Annotated in this window: 14 protein-coding genes, 1 tRNA gene and 1 pseudogene; 4 read left to right on the plus strand and 12 right to left on the minus strand. The window is 67.0% G+C overall.

The window, feature by feature from the left end; all coding sequences use genetic code 11:
* Positions 1-111, minus strand: a pseudogene (locus ABIC90_RS26280) (ABC transporter permease); the annotation flags it as partial.
* A gap of 103 nt (positions 112-214) precedes the next feature.
* Here ABIC90_RS26280 and ABIC90_RS26285 point away from each other — a divergent pair.
* Positions 215-490, plus strand: a complete 276-nt coding sequence (locus tag ABIC90_RS26285) for a YfhL family 4Fe-4S dicluster ferredoxin (RefSeq protein WP_354359496.1) — start codon at positions 215-217, stop codon at positions 488-490.
* Here ABIC90_RS26285 and ABIC90_RS26290 read toward each other — a convergent pair.
* From ABIC90_RS26290 to ABIC90_RS26325, 8 genes are all read right to left on the minus strand, one after another.
* Positions 476-901: a hypothetical protein gene (locus tag ABIC90_RS26290; protein WP_354359498.1), complete on the minus strand. Its 426-nt coding sequence runs from the start codon at positions 899-901 to the stop codon at positions 476-478. The two genes, ABIC90_RS26285 and ABIC90_RS26290, sit on opposite strands and share 15 nt — an antisense overlap.
* A gap of 123 nt (positions 902-1,024) precedes the next feature.
* Positions 1,025-1,657, minus strand: coding sequence for an aminoacyl-tRNA hydrolase (gene pth, locus ABIC90_RS26295; protein ID WP_354359500.1), 633 nt, complete (start codon positions 1,655-1,657; stop codon positions 1,025-1,027).
* Between the two features lie 82 nt (positions 1,658-1,739).
* Positions 1,740-2,423: a 50S ribosomal protein L25/general stress protein Ctc gene (locus tag ABIC90_RS26300; protein ID WP_354359502.1), complete on the minus strand. Its 684-nt coding sequence runs from the start codon at positions 2,421-2,423 to the stop codon at positions 1,740-1,742.
* 87 nt (positions 2,424-2,510) lie between these two features.
* The gene (locus ABIC90_RS26305) at positions 2,511-3,485 is read right to left on the minus strand and encodes a ribose-phosphate pyrophosphokinase (RefSeq protein ID WP_354359504.1); all 975 of its coding nucleotides are present in this window, start codon (positions 3,483-3,485) and stop codon (positions 2,511-2,513) included.
* A 174-nt stretch (positions 3,486-3,659) separates the two neighbouring features.
* Positions 3,660-3,736: transfer RNA gene (locus tag ABIC90_RS26310), tRNA-Gln, on the minus strand.
* Positions 3,737-3,807: 71 nt separating this feature from the next.
* Positions 3,808-4,689 carry a 4-(cytidine 5'-diphospho)-2-C-methyl-D-erythritol kinase gene (ispE, locus tag ABIC90_RS26315; protein WP_354359506.1) on the minus strand — a complete coding sequence of 294 codons (882 nt, stop codon included), beginning with the start codon at positions 4,687-4,689 and terminating at the stop codon, positions 3,808-3,810.
* The gene (locus ABIC90_RS26320; protein ID WP_354359508.1) at positions 4,686-5,228 is read right to left on the minus strand and encodes a lipoprotein insertase outer membrane protein LolB; all 543 of its coding nucleotides are present in this window, start codon (positions 5,226-5,228) and stop codon (positions 4,686-4,688) included. Before ABIC90_RS26320 ends, ispE begins: the two co-directional genes overlap by 4 nt.
* A 1-nt stretch (position 5,229) precedes the next feature.
* Positions 5,230-7,077 carry a tetratricopeptide repeat protein gene (locus ABIC90_RS26325; RefSeq protein WP_354359510.1) on the minus strand — a complete coding sequence of 616 codons (1,848 nt, stop codon included), beginning with the start codon at positions 7,075-7,077 and terminating at the stop codon, positions 5,230-5,232.
* A gap of 81 nt (positions 7,078-7,158) precedes the next feature.
* Between ABIC90_RS26325 and mutM the strand changes: the two genes are divergently transcribed.
* The 3 genes from mutM to mutY all read left to right on the plus strand — a co-directional run bounded on the left by mutM (position 7,159) and on the right by mutY (position 11,093).
* The gene (gene mutM, locus ABIC90_RS26330; RefSeq protein ID WP_354359512.1) at positions 7,159-7,971 is read left to right on the plus strand and encodes a bifunctional DNA-formamidopyrimidine glycosylase/DNA-(apurinic or apyrimidinic site) lyase; all 813 of its coding nucleotides are present in this window, start codon (positions 7,159-7,161) and stop codon (positions 7,969-7,971) included.
* 88 nt (positions 7,972-8,059) lie between these two features.
* Positions 8,060-10,024, plus strand: a complete 1,965-nt coding sequence (locus tag ABIC90_RS26335) for a dynamin family protein (RefSeq protein ID WP_354359514.1) — start codon at positions 8,060-8,062, stop codon at positions 10,022-10,024.
* Positions 10,025-10,082: 58 nt separating this feature from the next.
* Positions 10,083-11,093 carry an A/G-specific adenine glycosylase gene (gene mutY / locus ABIC90_RS26340; RefSeq protein WP_354359552.1) on the plus strand — a complete coding sequence of 337 codons (1,011 nt, stop codon included), beginning with the start codon at positions 10,083-10,085 and terminating at the stop codon, positions 11,091-11,093.
* Between the two features lie 13 nt (positions 11,094-11,106).
* On the opposite strand, the gene rapZ is transcribed toward mutY, so the two are convergent.
* Genes rapZ through ABIC90_RS26355 form a run of 3 tightly spaced genes read right to left on the minus strand, consistent with a single transcriptional unit; the run spans position 11,107 to position 14,580 of the window.
* Entirely contained in the window at positions 11,107-11,982 is an 876-nt protein-coding gene (rapZ, locus tag ABIC90_RS26345; RefSeq protein WP_354359516.1) for an RNase adapter RapZ, read from the minus strand.
* Positions 11,979-13,667, minus strand: coding sequence for a DNA repair protein RecN (gene recN, locus ABIC90_RS26350; protein ID WP_354359518.1), 1,689 nt, complete (start codon positions 13,665-13,667; stop codon positions 11,979-11,981). Before recN ends, rapZ begins: the two co-directional genes overlap by 4 nt.
* Position 13,668: 1 nt before the next feature.
* On the minus strand, positions 13,669-14,580 hold the full coding sequence (locus ABIC90_RS26355; protein WP_354359520.1) for an NAD kinase: 912 nt from the start codon (positions 14,578-14,580) through the stop codon (positions 13,669-13,671).
* Positions 14,581-14,592: the final 12 nt, after the last annotated feature.

Raw genomic sequence — 14,592 nt, forward strand, 5'->3', positions numbered from 1 at the left:
CATCTGCGCGGCGTTGCCCGGCAGGATCTCCAGCACCAGGAACACGATGATCGACGCGCCGATCAGGGTGCCGATCAGCGTGGCGAGGCGCTTGAATAAAAACAGACTCATGGGGCGGGGCGCAGCATAACTGACCACAGCAACAAATGTGCCCTGAATGTGGCCTTTGTCATTCAGGGAAGGGCGGCCCGGCCGTCCCGCCGATAATCGGGGCATGGCCCTCATGATCACCGACGAATGCATCAACTGCGATGTCTGCGAGCCCGAGTGCCCGAACGATGCGATCTACATGGGCGCCGAGTACTACGAGATCGATCCGCACAAGTGCACCGAGTGCGTGGGCCACTTCGATGAGCCGCAGTGCGTGCAGATCTGCCCGGTGGCCTGCATTCCCCTGAACCCCGAGCATGTGGAAAGCCGCGAGGCGCTGATGCAGAAGTACCAGCGCCTCACGGCGATCAAGGTGACGACGGTCTCAGCCGGCGTCTGAATCGCGGGACTTGCGCTTCTTTTTCCGGGGAGCCGGAGCATCGCCGGCTGTCTTGCCGGCCAGTCCGCCGCTGTTGAAGTTCATGGTCGATTTGCGCGGGTCGCGGAGCGCCTTGGTCGCGCGCTCGCGGGCCTGCTGCTCGGACAAGGCCATGCGCCGTTCGGCCAGCGCTGCGCTTCGGGCTTCCCGCGCCGCCTGGCGATCGCGCTCGTAGGCCGCTTTTTCCTGCGACAGGCGCGAGCGCTCCAGCTTGTCGGCCAGGGCGTGATTGCTGCGGACGCCGGCCTCGGCGGCCTGGCGGTCCGCATCGCTGCGCGGATCGTCCACCTTCACCGTTTTTCCGCCTTCGCAGGGGCGGTCCGAATAGGTGTTGCCGCATCGCCATGTTGTCGCAGTGCCCTGTGCGGGCATGCTGGCGGAACAGAGGCAGGACGCCATCACGAGCACGGCTGTCCCGAATCCCCTCGCTCTCGTTTCTCTCTTTCTTCTGGATCTCATTTTTTATTTCTCTCCCTCCTGCGCTCCGGTTGCCGGCTAGGTGGCGGCAGGTGTGCCCCCTTCGCCGGGCTCCCGCCGCGGCGGTTTGGGCCGCGGCGGTTTGCTCGTGTGAATCAGCAATGTCGCTTTCTCCATTTCGCCGGCGATCAGCGCGGGCGTGGCATGCAGCGTGCGGACGATGGCGTCGTCGATCTGTTCGCGTTGTTCCTTGAGCGGCTTCTTGAGCACCCAGTTCACGACCTCCGACTTCACGCCCGGATGCCCGATGCCCAGGCGCAGCCGCCAGTAGTCGCCGGTGCCCAGTTGCCCGTGGATGTCGCGCAGGCCGTTGTGGCCCGCATGGCTGCCGCCGAACTTGAGCTTGGCCTGGCCGGGCACCACGTCGAGCTCGTCGTGCACCACGAGGATTTCCTCGGGGGCGATCTTGAAGAAGCGCGCGAGCGCAGCCACCGATTTGCCCGACAGGTTCATGAAGGTCTGCGGCTCGAGGAGCCAGATGCTCTGGCCACCGATGTTGGCGCGCGCCGCGAGGCCGTGGTAGCCGCGCTCGGGCACGAGATTGAGTTTCCAATCGCGCGCCAGGGCGTCGATCCACCAGAAGCCCGCGTTGTGGCGCGTGGCTTCGTACTCAGGGCCCGGGTTGCCGAGGCCGACGAACAACTTGATCATGGGTGCGGATTATCCAGTTCGCCGCAAATGAAAAAGGCCCGCACGAAGCGGGCCTTGCTGACAGCGGACGCGAAGAAGCGAATTACTTCTTGGCAGGCGTCTTGGCTGCGGGGGTCTTGGCAGCCGGAGCGCCCTTGCCACCCTTGCCGGCCGGTGCGGCGGCTGCTTCTGCAGCGGCGCCTTCGGCGGGAGCGTCGACTTCTTCAGCCGCCGGCGACACGGCCGAAGCCAGCACCGGGTTGACCTTGCCGTGGCTGACCCACTTCACGCCGCGGGGCAGCTTGATGTCCTTCAGCGTGACGGTGCCGTTCTTCTTCAGGCCCGACAGGTCGACTTCGATGAACTCCGGCAGATCGCTCGGCAGGCAGTTCAGTTCGAGTTCGGTCGTCACGTGGTTGACCAGGTTCTGGTCGATCTTGACGGCATCGGATTCTTCTTCACCCTTGAAGTGCACCGGCACCTTGGTGGTCATGCGGGTCTTGGCATCGACGCGCTGGAAGTCGATGTGTTGCACCAGCTGGCGGAACGGGTGGTATTGCACGTCGCGCAGCAGCACCTTGCTCACGGCGCCGCCGAGTTCCATCTCGAGCACGCTCGCATGGAAGGCTTCCTTCTTCAGGGCGTGCCACAGCGCGTTGTGATCGATTTCGATCAGTTGCGGCTGGGTGTCGCCACCGTAGACAATACCGGGCGTCTTGCCCGAAACGCGGAGACGGCGGCTCGCACCCGTGCCCTGCTTTGCGCGCTCAAAAGCGACGAATTTCATAACTAGCTCCTGTGAGAGTCCACCGCGACCAGTGCGACTCCGGTTCAAAAAGGCTTCCGGAAGGAAGCCCGCTCTTTGGTTCTCGGCTCAGAACAGGTTGTCCTGGTCCGAGAACAAACTCATGACCGACTCGCCCTTGGCAATGCGCTGGATCGTCTCGGCGATCAGCGGTGCCACGGAGAGCTGGCGGATCTTTCCGCACGCGAGGGCCGCGTCGGAAAGGGGAATGGTGTTGGTCACGACCACTTCGTCGAGGGCCGAGCCCTTGGTGATGCGCTCGATGGCCGGGCCCGAGAAGATCGGGTGCGTGCAGTAGGCGTAGACGCTCTTGGCGCCGCGTTCCTTCAGCACTTCGGCCGCTTTGACCAGCGTGCCGGCCGTGTCGATCATGTCGTCCATGATCACGCAGTTGCGGCCGTCGATCTCGCCGATGACGTTCATGACTTCGCTGACGTTGGCCTTCGGACGGCGTTTGTCGATGATGGCGAGGTCGCAATTCAGTTGCTTGGCCAGCGCACGGGCACGAACCACGCCGCCGACGTCGGGCGAGACCACGATCAGGTCTTCGTAGTTCTTGGCCCGCAGGTCGCCCAGGAGGACGGGCGACGCGTAGATGTTGTCGACCGGGATGTCGAAGAAACCCTGGATCTGGTCGGCGTGCAGGTCCATCGTGAGCACGCGCTCGACGCCAACGGTTTCCAGCAGGTTGGCCACGACCCTGGCCGAGATCGGCACGCGGCTCGAGCGCGGGCGGCGGTCCTGGCGGGCATAGCCGAAATAGGGAATCACGGCGCTGATCCGCTCGGCCGAAGCGCGCTTGAGCGCATCGACCATGATCAGCAGTTCCATCAGGTTTTCGTTGGTCGGCGCACAGGTCGACTGCACCACGAACACGTCGCGTGCGCGCACGTTCTGGTTGATTTCGACGGTGACTTCGCCGTCGGAGAAGCGACCGACGCGTGCGGCGCCCAGCGAGGTGCCGAGGTTGTGCGCGATTTCTGCGGCGAGGCCAGGATTGGCGTTGCCGGTGAAAACCATGAAATCAGGGTGATTAGCCTGCATGAGCGCGTCCCGGCAGTGCGAAATGGCTTTTAGGAAGCCGCCAAAAGATGTTGAGTCGTGGCGGCCCTGGGGCTGCCGATTATTGCAGCGGGTGGGCTGCAGAAGAAACACTGCGGCCATCAGGCCGCAGTTTTTAAGGCACTGCGGCGGTTGAGGCCGCAGTTTCCAAAGATTTGGCAGGGGAGAAAGGATTCGAACCTTTGCATGCTGGAATCAAAATCCAGTGCCTTAACCAGCTTGGCGACTCCCCTACACGGGTCGATGGTTTGCACCATCAACCGATATATGTCGCGTCAGACCGAAACGATCTGACCATCTTCACTCAGGCTGCCCAACCTCCCAGAGGATGAACAGCCAGATTGCTGCACTGACGAACCTGCCAGCCCGCGGGGGCTTCGGCCAGTTCCGCTTTGTGCGGCCCTTGCGGCATTCTTGCAAACACCGAACTTCCGGAGCCGGTCATCCGGGCCTTCAATCCTTGGTCGCCGAGCCATTCGATGGCGTCGGTGACCGCGGGGCAAAGTCGCTGGGCAACCGGCTGCAGGTCGTTGTGTCCGAAGTCGAAAACCTGGTTGCCTAGGTTTGGAGCTTCGTCTTGTTCGCTTACTGCAGCAAAGCCCGAGATTATAGCAACAGGAGTTGAGCGTTCAAGATCGGGCGCTGAAAAAATTAGGCGGGTATCCAATCCCTCGGGTGGTTTCACCACGGCGAAGTGTGCCGCCGGCAGGGTAACGGGCGTGATCTGCTCGCCGATTCCCTCGACCCAGGCATTGCGTCCGCCCAGGAAGAAAGGCACGTCGGCGCCCAATGTGAGGCCGATCTGCGCGAGCCGCGACAGGGGCAGGTTCAGGTTCCAGAGGCGGTTCAGCGCAAGCAGGCAGGTCGCGGCATCCGAGGAGCCCCCGCCCATGCCGGCCTGGGCAGGGACGTGTTTCGCAACGCCGATGTGGGCGCCCTGGCCGGGTGCCGCATGCGCTTGCAGCGCCCTGGCGGCGCGCAGGATGAGGTCTTCCGCGGGCAGTTCGGTCGTCAGGTCTTCGCGGCTCAGTTGGCCGTCTTGCCGCAGCTCGATGTGCAGCACGTCGCACCAGTCGATCAGCATGAAGACCGACTGCAGCAGGTGGTAGCCGTCGTCGCGCCGGCCGGTGATGTGCAGGAAGAGGTTGAGCTTGGCCGGGGCGGGAAGGTCGTAGAGCGCCTTCATGAGCGCTCGAACACGATGCGCAGGTCCGCCCGGGGGCTCGGGGATTCGCGCGTGGCCTGGAGGCGGCCGTTCGCGAGCTGGCCCAGGTCGGGGCGCCAGCCCGGTACGCGCTCATCGCGCCCCGCGAGCCAGCCGAACAGCGCACCGACCGGGATGGCGGCGCCGGTGGCCGCTTCGATCAGCGCGTCGACGGAGTCGTAGCGGCGCGTGTCGTTGCCGTTTTTGAGCAAGGCCTCGCCGGGCGCCCAGTGCAACTGGGCCAGGGTGCTGCCGATGGGGGTCGTGAGCGTCAGGTCACCCTGATCGGCCGAGCCGCGCAGCTCGAACAGCGCGGCGAAGGTCTGGACCGGCTCGCTGTCGATGCGCAGCGACATGCGGCCGCTCCAGCTGTCGGAGCCCTTCGGTGTGGAAGCGCCGCCCGTCAACTGCGCGCAGCCCGCCGTCAACAGCAAGGCCGCGCCACCCGCCGCCAGCATCGTGCGGCGCGAGGGGGCGGCCGGTCCCGGAGCGGCAGGCCTTGCCGGGGTCGCCAGCGCCATGCTACGGCTTCACCCGCAGGCGCTTGAGCGTCTCTTGCAGGGTCTCGTTTTCAGCATCGCTCAGCAGTGCTTCTTTCCAGATCGTCACTGCGCGATCCTTTTGCCCGGTGGTCCACAGCACTTCGCCGAAATGCGCGCCGATCTCGGGGTCGGGCCTGGTCTTGTAGGCCATCTCCAGGATGCGGATCGCCTCGGCCGTGTTGCCCAGCCGGAATTCGACCCAGCCCAGGCTGTCCGCGATGAAGGGGTCTTCAGGCGCCAGTTGCACCGCCTTCTGGATCAGCGTGCGCGCCTCGTCCAGGCGGATCTTGCGATCGGCAAACGAATAGCCCAGGGCGTTGTAGGCGTTCTGGCTTTCCGGCTTGAGCTGGATCAGCCGGCGGAGCAGCCGCTCCATGTCGTCCAGGCGGTTCAGCTTCTCGGCCACCATGGCCTGGTCGTAGATGAGGTCGGTGTCGTCCGGCGCGGCCGCGGAGGCCTGGGCCAGCATGTCGTAGGCCGCCTGGAACTGCTTGGCATCGCGCAGCAACTGCACCTCGGCAAAGAACTTTTGCTTCTTGTCCTCGGGCGTGCGCTCGGGCAGGCCGCGGATGACTTCACGGGCCTGGGGCAGCTTGCCCTGGCGCGCCAGCAGGCCGGCACGGCGCGTCTGCGCGATGGTCAGGTCGTCGGTGCTGTCGATGCGCGCCAGCCAGCGCTCGGCGCCCGCGAGGTCCTTGCGCCGCTCCGCCAGCTGCGAGAGGGCCAGATAGGCCTGCGTCACGTTGCGGTTGCTGTCGGCCGCATCGGCGTCCTTGCTCTTGCTTGCCGCGGAAAGCTCGATGAAGCGCTTGAGCGAGGTTTCGGCCGCGGCGTCCTGCCGGGCCTGCATCTGCAGGCTGCCCAGCAGCAACCAGGGCTCCGCCAGTTCGGGCCGCGCAGCGGTCAAGGTTTGCAGCTGCGTGGTGGCGTCGGCATAGCGCTTGTTCTCGACCAGCACGCGTGCGTAGGCCACGCGCAGTTCGGGCGTGGCCTTGGTGTTGCTCGCCAGGTAGCGCGTGACGATCGGCTCTGCCAGCGGCTGGTTGGGGTCGATGAGCTCGAGCGCCAGCGCGGGCGGCGCGTCGGAGGCCGGATCGACTTCCTGGCCCTTGCGCGCGGCCTCCAGGGCGCCGGAGGTATCGCCCGCATTGAGGCGCAGCCGGCCGACGGTGGCCCAGGCCAGCCCGCCGGTGGAGGGGCTCTTGAGTTCGTCGACCAGCGCGCGCTCGACCACCGAGGCCGCCAGCTTCTTGTCCGTGGCGCGCGAATAGTTGCGTGCGATCACCGCCATCAGCAGCGGGCGTTCGATCTGGGAGGTGGCGGCCACTTCGGCGCGCAGGGGTTCGACCGTTTCGCCGATGCGGTTCAGTGCGATCAGGATCTGAAGCTCGATGCGCCGTGCATCGCGCGAGGTGGGCAGCGTTTCCTGCCAGGCCCGTGCCGCGGCCAGTGCAGCGTCGCCGGAGCGCGACTGCAGGGCGATTTCAACCGCCCGCTGGAACAGCTTGCCGTCACGCAGCCTCTTGGCTGCATCCAGCACCAGCGCATAGCCGGAGCCGGGGTCGCCCGAGCGGGTGGTCAGCTCGCCCATGAGGATTTCGTAGAACAGGTCGGCCGTCAGGGCCGACGGCCGGGCAGCGGGGTCGCTGGCAGGATTCGGTGCAGCCGGCCTGGGCCGCACCGCCGGCCGGGGCGGCGCATTGCGCTCGATGATGGGCGCCGGGCTGTCGGGGGCGGCGGGATCGGAGCTTTGCGCGTGCACCGCGCAAGCCAGCAGCACGAGAGACGCGGCCGCCGCAAGGCGGTGTCGGCGGGGCGATGAAATCATCTGTTCATAATAATCGAGGCTCCTGAACGAGCGCCGCGTGGGGCTTCGTCTTGCGATGGTTCCTGCCGGAGTTTTACTTTCATGCCCGAGTTACCCGAAGTCGAAGTCACGCGGCGCGGTTTTGCCGATCGCATTGCCGGCGCGCGCATCGACGCCGTGCGCATCGGAAAACCGTTGCGCTGGGCCCTGATGGTGTTGCCCGAGGTGCTGGTGGGGCGGCATGTGCGCCAGGTGCGTCGGCGCGGGAAGTACCTGCTGATCGACCTGGACCGGGGAATGCTGCTGCTGCACCTGGGCATGTCGGGCAGCCTGCGCTTCGATGCGACACTGCCGGCGCCCGGCACGCACGATCACTTCGACATGGTCACCGACCGGGGGACCCTGCGGCTCAACGACCCGCGCCGTTTCGGCGCCGTGGTCTATGTGGAGGACGAGGCGGCGCCCTGGGCCATCAAGCTGCTCGGCGGCCTGGGCATGGAGCCCCTGGGCGACGCCTTCGACTTCGACGCCTTCCATGCCGGCCTGCGCAAGCGCAAGACAGCGGTCAAGCAGGTGCTGCTCGCGGGCGACGTGGTCGTGGGCGTCGGCAATATCTATGCGTCCGAAGCGCTGTTCCAGGCCGGCATACGGCCGACGCTGTCGGCCGCGCGCATCAGCCGGCCGCGGGCGGCCAAACTGCATGCGGCGGTGCGCGAAATCCTGGCGCGGGCGGTCGAAAAGGGCGGCAGCACGCTGCGCGATTTTTCGAACGTGGACGGCCAGAACGGTTATTTCCAGCTTGAAGCGACGGTTTACGGTCGGGCCGGCGAGCCGTGTCGGGTCTGCGCAACGCCGATCCGCTTGCTGCGCCAGGGGCAGCGCTCCACCTACTATTGCCCCAATTGCCAGAAGTAGCGCGCCGCACTTCTCAAGGAATACCCGCGAAATGGCCGCTGGACGCTTTGCGGTGCTATATTTGTAAGCTCTTTCTTACATATTTCCCTTGAGCCGCTCTTTCAACCAACAACTCGATCAGCACGGTGCGTGGCGGAGCAATTTCGCCCATCGGCTGCAGTGGCTGTCCCGCTGGCTGACCGAGAACGAGCTGCTCGACCAGGCCGTGGCCGAGCGCTTGCGGGGGCTCGAACTGCAGATCCGCACCAGCAAGGTGATGGTTGCGTTCGTGGCCGAGTTCTCACGCGGCAAGTCGGAGCTGATCAATGCGATCTTCTTTGCCGACTACGGGCGCCGCATCATGCCCGCGAGCGCGGGGCGGACCACGATGTGCCCGACCGAGCTGGGCTACGACCCCGCGGTGGCGCCCAAGCTGCGCCTGCTGCCGATCGAAACCCGCCTGGAGCCGCACTCGCTGACCCATTGGCGCGAAAAGTCGACCCGCTGGACCGAGATTCCCATCGAGGTCGGCAACGCCGAACAACTGGCGCAGGCCATGGGCAAGGTGGCCGAAGTCCGCTGGGTGAGCAAGGCCGATGCGCGCGCGCTCGGCTTCTGGAACGACGACACGCCCGACGACAACCCCGTGCAGGACGCCGAAGGCCGCGTCGAAATCCCGCGCTGGCGCCATGCGGTGCTGAACATGCCGCATCCCTTGCTCGAGCAGGGGCTGGTCATCCTGGACACGCCCGGCCTGAACGCGATCGGCGCCGAGCCCGAACTCACGGTGAGCCTGATTCCGCAGGCGCACGCCGTGGTCTTCATCCTGGGCGCCGAAACCGGCGTGACGCGTTCCGATCTTTCGATCTGGCGCGAGCACCTGATCACCGAGGACGACGGCAGCGACACGCGCTTCGTGGTGCTCAACAAGATCGACACGATGTGGGACTCGCTGAGCACGCCCGCGCAGATCGAGCAGCAGATCGAACGCCAGCGCGACAGCGCGGCGCGGCTGCTCGAAGTGCCGCTGGCCCAGGTGCTGCCCGTGTCCGCGCAGAAGGGCCTGCAGGCCAAGATCCAGCATGACCCGAGGCTGCTCGAAGCCAGCCGCCTGCCCGCGCTCGAAGCCCTGCTGGGCGAAGGCGTGCTCGGCAAGCGCGAGACCATGTTGCGCCTGGCCGTCGACGCCGGCATGGCCGCCCTGCGCACCGAGGCCGAACGCATCCTCAAGGTGCGCCAGCGCGACCTGTCGGAGCAGGCGCTCGAGCTTCAGGGGCTGCGCGGCAAGAACGTCTCGGTGATCCGCCACATGCGCGCGCGCATCGACCAGGAACACGCCGAATTCGAGGGCAGCAACACCCGCATCCTGGCGCTGCGCTCGGTGCAGGGCAAGCTGCTGCGCGAGGTGTATGCCGTGCTCGGCCGCACCGCGCTCAAGGCCGACATGGTGCGGCTCTCGGCGGCGCTCAAGCGCCCCGGCATCAAGCTCAGCGTGCGCAAGGTGTACGGCGAGACCTTCGATTCGCTGCGCAACAACCTGCGCGAAGTGCAGGCGACGACGGCCGAGATCCAGTCGATGCTGCACGCCACCTTCCGGCAGCTCAACGCCGAGCAGGGCTTCACCCTGCAGGCCCCGGCCGAACCCGACCTCACCGGCTTCGAGCAGGAGCTCAGCCAGATCGAGCGCAGCCACATCCATTACCTGGGCGTGGGCAACCTGCTCAAGCTCGCGCAGGCCGACTTCTGCGACAAGCTCGTCCGCGCGCTGGCCAGCCGCCTGCGCCTGGTCAACGAGGCCGCGATGACCGAGGTGGAGCGCTGGAGCAAGGGCGCGAGCGCGCAGATCGATGCGCAACTCAAGGAACGCCGCCGCAACTTCAGCAAGCGCATCGAGGCGATCGAGCGCATCCAGAATGCGGCCGGCAATCTCGATGAGCGGCTGGTCGAACTCGCCACGCAAGAAGGCAACCTGGCCGAACTGCACCACCGGCTGCGCGAGTTCACCTCGCTGATCACGCAGCAGGGCAAGCCGCAGGCGGCGGCCCCCGCCGTCAGCCAGTTGCGTGCGGCCTGAGCCTTCCGCCTTCGCGGCGGCAGCAGATTCGCCGGCGCCGCCCGACTTCGCCGCGCAGATCGTGAGCTGGCAGCGCAGCCACGGGCGCAGCCAATTGCCGTGGCAGAACACCCGCGATCCGTACCGTGTGTGGCTCTCGGAGGTGATGCTCCAGCAGACGCAGGTGTCGACGGTGCTCGGCTACTTCGCCCGATTTCTCGAAAGATTTCCCAATGTGAAGGCTTTGGCCGCGGGCACCGAGGACGAGGTGTTCGGCCTCTGGAGCGGCCTTGGTTATTACAGCCGCGCGCGCAACATGCACCGCTGCGCGCAAGAAGTCGTCGAGCGATTCGGCGGTGCGTTTCCGCAGACCGCCGCCGAGCTCGTGACGCTGCCGGGCATCGGCCGCTCCACCGCGGCAGCGATTGCCGCTTTCTGTTTCGGTGAACGGGTGGCGATTCTCGACGGCAACGTCAAGCGCGTGCTCACGCGGGTGCTGGGCTTCGGCGGCGACATGTCTTCTTCCGCGCAGGAGCGCGCGCTGTGGGACCGGGCGACGCAACTGCTGCCGCCCGCCGAGGAGCGCGAAGCCATTGCGAGCTACACCCAGGGCCTGATGGACCTGGGCGCCACGGTCTGTCTGCCGCGCAAGCCCAGTTGCATGATCTGCCCGGTCAACAAGACCTGCGTGGGTTTGCGCGAGGGATCGCCCGAGCGCTATCCGGTCAAGACCCGCAAGCTCAAGCGCAGCGCGCAGTCGCTCTGGGTGCTGCTGGCACGCGATGTCCAAGGGCGCGTGTGGCTGGAGAAGCGCCCGGCCAAAGGCATCTGGGCCGGACTCCATTGCCTGCCGGTGTTCGACACCCGCGACGACCTGTTCGCCGCGTTGCCCCCCGCCGCGCAGCAAAGCGCAGAAGATCTGCAACCCTTCGTGCACGTGCTGACCCACAAGGATCTGCACCTGCACCCCGTGTTGCTGCAAGGCAGCCAGCCGCAAGGCGATGCCGCGCGCTGGGTCGATGCCGAAGAATGGCGCCGGCTGGGGCTGCCCGCGCCGGTGCGCAAGCTGCTGGAAAGCCGGCTGGGCTAAGGCTGCTGTCTGTCTATGCCGCGTCGAGTTCGCGGTGCCGCTTCAGCGCACCCCAGCGGGCGCCGAAGGTGTGCGCCAGCTGCTCGACCAGGAACACCGACCGGTGCTGCCCGCCCGTGCAGCCGATGGCCACCGTGACGTAGCTGCGGTGGTCGCGCGCCAGTGCGTCCAGCCAGTGCGACAGAAACTGCTCGATGTCGTCGTACATGCGCGCGACGTCCTCGTGCCCGCGCAGCCAGTCGATCACCGGCGTGTCGCGGCCCGTGAGCGGGCGCAGCGCGGGCACGTAGTGCGGGTTGGGCAGCATGCGCACGTCGAACACATAGTCCGCGTCCAGCGGCACGCCGCGCTTGAAGGCGAACGACTCGAACACCAGCGTCAGCGCGCTCTGCGGCGCCGAGATCAACGCCTTGATATAGCTCTGCAGCTGGGCGGGCCGGATGAGGCTGGTGTCGATCACGTCGGCACCGTCGCGCAGGTCGGCCAGCAGTTCGCGTTCGAGCTCGATGGCCTGCATCAGCACGCGGTGCTGCTCGGGCACGTCGGTGCGGCCCTCCTGGCGCGAGAGCGGGTGGCGCCGGCGGGTTTCCGAATAGCGGCGCAGCAGCGCGTCGGTGGTGGCATCGAGGAACAGCGAGCGCAGCGACACGCCGTCGCGGCGCAGCGCCTCCAGCTGTTGCGGAACGATCGGCAGCGACACGCCGCTTCGCACGTCCATCGCGATGGCCACGCGCGTGGCTTGCTGCTCGTGCTGAAGCGCGATGAACGAAGTGAGCAGCTCGGGCGGCAGGTTGTCGACGCAGTAATAGCCCGCGTCTTCCAGCGCGTGCAGCGCCACCGACTTGCCGGAGCCGGACATGCCGGTGATGAGCACCAGGTCGAGGTTCATGGTGCGATCGCCGACGATGAAGTCTTGTGGCCCAGCATCTCGCGGGCATGCGCGAGCGAGGTCTGCGAAACCTTTTCGCCGCCCAGCATGCGGGCGATTTCCTTGGCGCGGTTGTCGTCGTCCAGCCGCGACACGCCGCTTTCGGTGCGCGGGCCGTCGTTGCCCGCCGCCGCCGTCTGGCGCTTGGCGACGACCAGGTGATGGTCGGCGCAGGCGGCCACCTGCGGGAGGTGGGTCACGGCCAGCACCTGGCGGTCGCGGCCCAACTGCTTCATGAGGCGGCCGACGGTTTCTGCAACAGCACCGCCCACGCCCGCATCGACCTCGTCGAAGATCAGCGTCTGCGCGGCGCCCAGTTGGCTGGTGGTCACCGCGATGGCCAGCGCGATGCGGGAGAGCTCACCGCCCGAGGCCACCTTGCCGATGGCGCGCGGCGTGCTGCCGGTGTGGCCCGCCACGAGGAAAGAGATTTCTTCCAGGCCCGCCCGGGTGGGCTGCGCCAGCGGCTGCAATTCGACCTCGAAGCGCCCGCCCTGCATGCCCAGGCCCTGCATGGCTTGCGTGACGGCCTGCGCGAGGCGTGGGGCCGCCTGCTTGCGGGCCTTGCCTAGCGCCTTGGCCTCTTTCAGGTAGGCCTGCTGCGCGTTCTGTTCGGCGCGCTCCAGCCCTTCGAGATCGCTCTGCGCATCGAGCGCCTGCAACTCCGCCTGCCAGCCGGCCAGCAGCACCGGCAGGTCGGCCGGCGTGCGCTTGTAGCGGCGCGCGAGCGACATCCACAGGCCCATGCGCTCGTCCAGTTCGGCCAGGCTTTGCGGGTCGGCTTCGGCGTTGCGCAGGTACCCGTGCAGCGTGTGGGCCGCATCGGACGCCTGCGCCACGCACGAGGCGAGCACCTCGCCCAGCGCGCGGAATTCGGGCTCGATGTGTTCGCAGTTCTGCAGCAGCGACGCGGCACGCGAGAGCGCCGAAAGCGCGCCGTTGTCGTCGTCTTCCAGCGCCTGGCTGGCGCCTTGCGCCGCATCGATCAGGGCCTGCGCGTTCGAGATGCGCGTGTGGTTGGCCGACAGCTCTTCCCACTCGTCGGCACCGGGCGAGAGCTTGATGACTTCGGCGATCTGCCACTGCAGCCGCTCGCGCTCGCGCTGCAGCGAGTCTTGCGCCGAGCGCGCATGTTCGAGTGCCGAGAGCGCCTGCCGCCAGCTGTGCCAAGCCGCGTCGAGCGCGTCGGTTCGCACGCCGGCGTAGGCGTCCAGCAGGCCGCGCACGGCCTCGGGGCGGGTCAGGCTTTGCCAGGCGTGCTGGCCGTGGATGTCCAGCAGGCGGTCGCCCAGCTCGCGCAGTTGCGTGGCCGTGGCCGGGCTGCCGTTGATCCAGCCGCGGCTGCGGCCCTGCAGGTCGACGGTGCGTCGCAGCAGCAGGGCGTCGCCGGCCTCGAAGCCGCCTTCGTCCAGCCATGTGCCGAGCGCGGGGTCGGCGTCGAATTCGGCGCTCACGTCCAGGCGCTCGGCGCCTTCGCGCACGGCGCCTGCGTCGGCGCGGTTGCCCAGCGCCAGCTGCAGCGCATCGATGAGGATGGATTTGCCCGCGCCGGTTTCACCGGTCAATACCGTGAAGCCGCCGGACAGGTCGAGTTCGAGTGATCGCACGATCACGAAGTCGCGCAGTGCGATGCGTCGCAGCGCCATGTCAGGAGCCCCCTTCGTTCCAATGGAGTTTCTTGCGCAGCGTGTCGAAGTAGCTCCAGCCGCGCGGGTGCAAAAAGCGCACCCGGAATTCGGAGCGCCGCACCACCACGCGATCGCCGATCGCGAGCGAGGCCAGGGACTGCATGTCGAAATTGGCGCTCGCGTCGCGCCCGCTCACCAGTTCGATCACGATCTCGTCGGCATCGGGCAGCAGCACGGGCCGGTTCGACAGCGTGTGCGGTGCGATCGGCACCAGCACCCAGCCCGGCACCGCCGGATGAAGCAGGGGCCCGCCGGCCGACAGCGCGTAGGCGGTCGATCCGGTGGGCGTGGCGATGATCAGGCCGTCGGCGCGCTGGTTGGCCACGAAATGGCTGCCCACCGAGACGCGCAACTCGACCATGCCCGAGGTGGCGCCGCGATTGACCACCACGTCGTTCATGGCGAGCGCATCGAACACCGACACGCCATCGCGCATGACCTGTGCGTGCATCAGGCTGCGGTGGTCTTCTTCGTATTCGCCGGCCAGCATGGGGATCAGCGTGGCCTGGTAGTTGTCCAGGGGGATGTCGGTGATGAAGCCGAGCCGGCCGCGGTTGATGCCGATCAGCGGAATGCCGTAGCTGGCGAGCTGCCGCCCGATGCCGAGCATGGTGCCGTCGCCGCCGACCACCAGGCCCAGGTCGCAGCGCTGGCCGATTTCTTCGACCGACAGGGCTTCGTAGCGCGGATGGGCGGGCGCGCCTTCGTCGGCGTCTTCACAGGTCGAGCGTTCGACGAAGACCTTGCAACCCTGGGATTCGAGGAAGGTGCCGATGTCTTCCATGATGCCGTCGCGCGCATCCGCTTGCGCTCTGGCGCCGGAGGCCTGGTATTTGCCGATCAGGGCGACGTGACGGAAGCGAGAGGTCATATCTCACAAATT

The sequence above is a fragment of the Variovorax boronicumulans genome (assembly GCF_040544675.1).
GTDB classification, from domain to species: domain Bacteria; phylum Pseudomonadota; class Gammaproteobacteria; order Burkholderiales; family Burkholderiaceae_C; genus Variovorax; species Variovorax boronicumulans_D.

What these genes read in the sequence shown, in the direction of transcription:
- pth (WP_354359500.1), bottom strand. Translation starts at nt 1,657, where the DNA reads ATGATCAAGTTGTTCGTCGGCCTCGGCAACCCGGGCCCTGAGTACGAA.
- mutM (WP_354359512.1), top strand. Translation starts at nt 7,159, where the DNA reads ATGCCCGAGTTACCCGAAGTCGAAGTCACGCGGCGCGGTTTTGCCGAT.
- ABIC90_RS26355 (WP_354359520.1), bottom strand. Translation starts at nt 14,580, where the DNA reads ATGACCTCTCGCTTCCGTCACGTCGCCCTGATCGGCAAATACCAGGCC.
- ABIC90_RS26320 (WP_354359508.1), bottom strand. Translation starts at nt 5,228, where the DNA reads ATGGCGCTGGCGACCCCGGCAAGGCCTGCCGCTCCGGGACCGGCCGCC.
- recN (WP_354359518.1), bottom strand. Translation starts at nt 13,667, where the DNA reads ATGGCGCTGCGACGCATCGCACTGCGCGACTTCGTGATCGTGCGATCA.
- rapZ (WP_354359516.1), bottom strand. Translation starts at nt 11,982, where the DNA reads ATGAACCTCGACCTGGTGCTCATCACCGGCATGTCCGGCTCCGGCAAG.
- ABIC90_RS26285 (WP_354359496.1), top strand. Translation starts at nt 215, where the DNA reads ATGGCCCTCATGATCACCGACGAATGCATCAACTGCGATGTCTGCGAG.
- ABIC90_RS26290 (WP_354359498.1), bottom strand. Translation starts at nt 901, where the DNA reads ATGCCCGCACAGGGCACTGCGACAACATGGCGATGCGGCAACACCTAT.
- ABIC90_RS26300 (WP_354359502.1), bottom strand. Translation starts at nt 2,423, where the DNA reads ATGAAATTCGTCGCTTTTGAGCGCGCAAAGCAGGGCACGGGTGCGAGC.
- ispE (WP_354359506.1), bottom strand. Translation starts at nt 4,689, where the DNA reads ATGAAGGCGCTCTACGACCTTCCCGCCCCGGCCAAGCTCAACCTCTTC.
- ABIC90_RS26305 (WP_354359504.1), bottom strand. Translation starts at nt 3,485, where the DNA reads ATGCAGGCTAATCACCCTGATTTCATGGTTTTCACCGGCAACGCCAAT.
- ABIC90_RS26325 (WP_354359510.1), bottom strand. Translation starts at nt 7,077, where the DNA reads ATGATTTCATCGCCCCGCCGACACCGCCTTGCGGCGGCCGCGTCTCTC.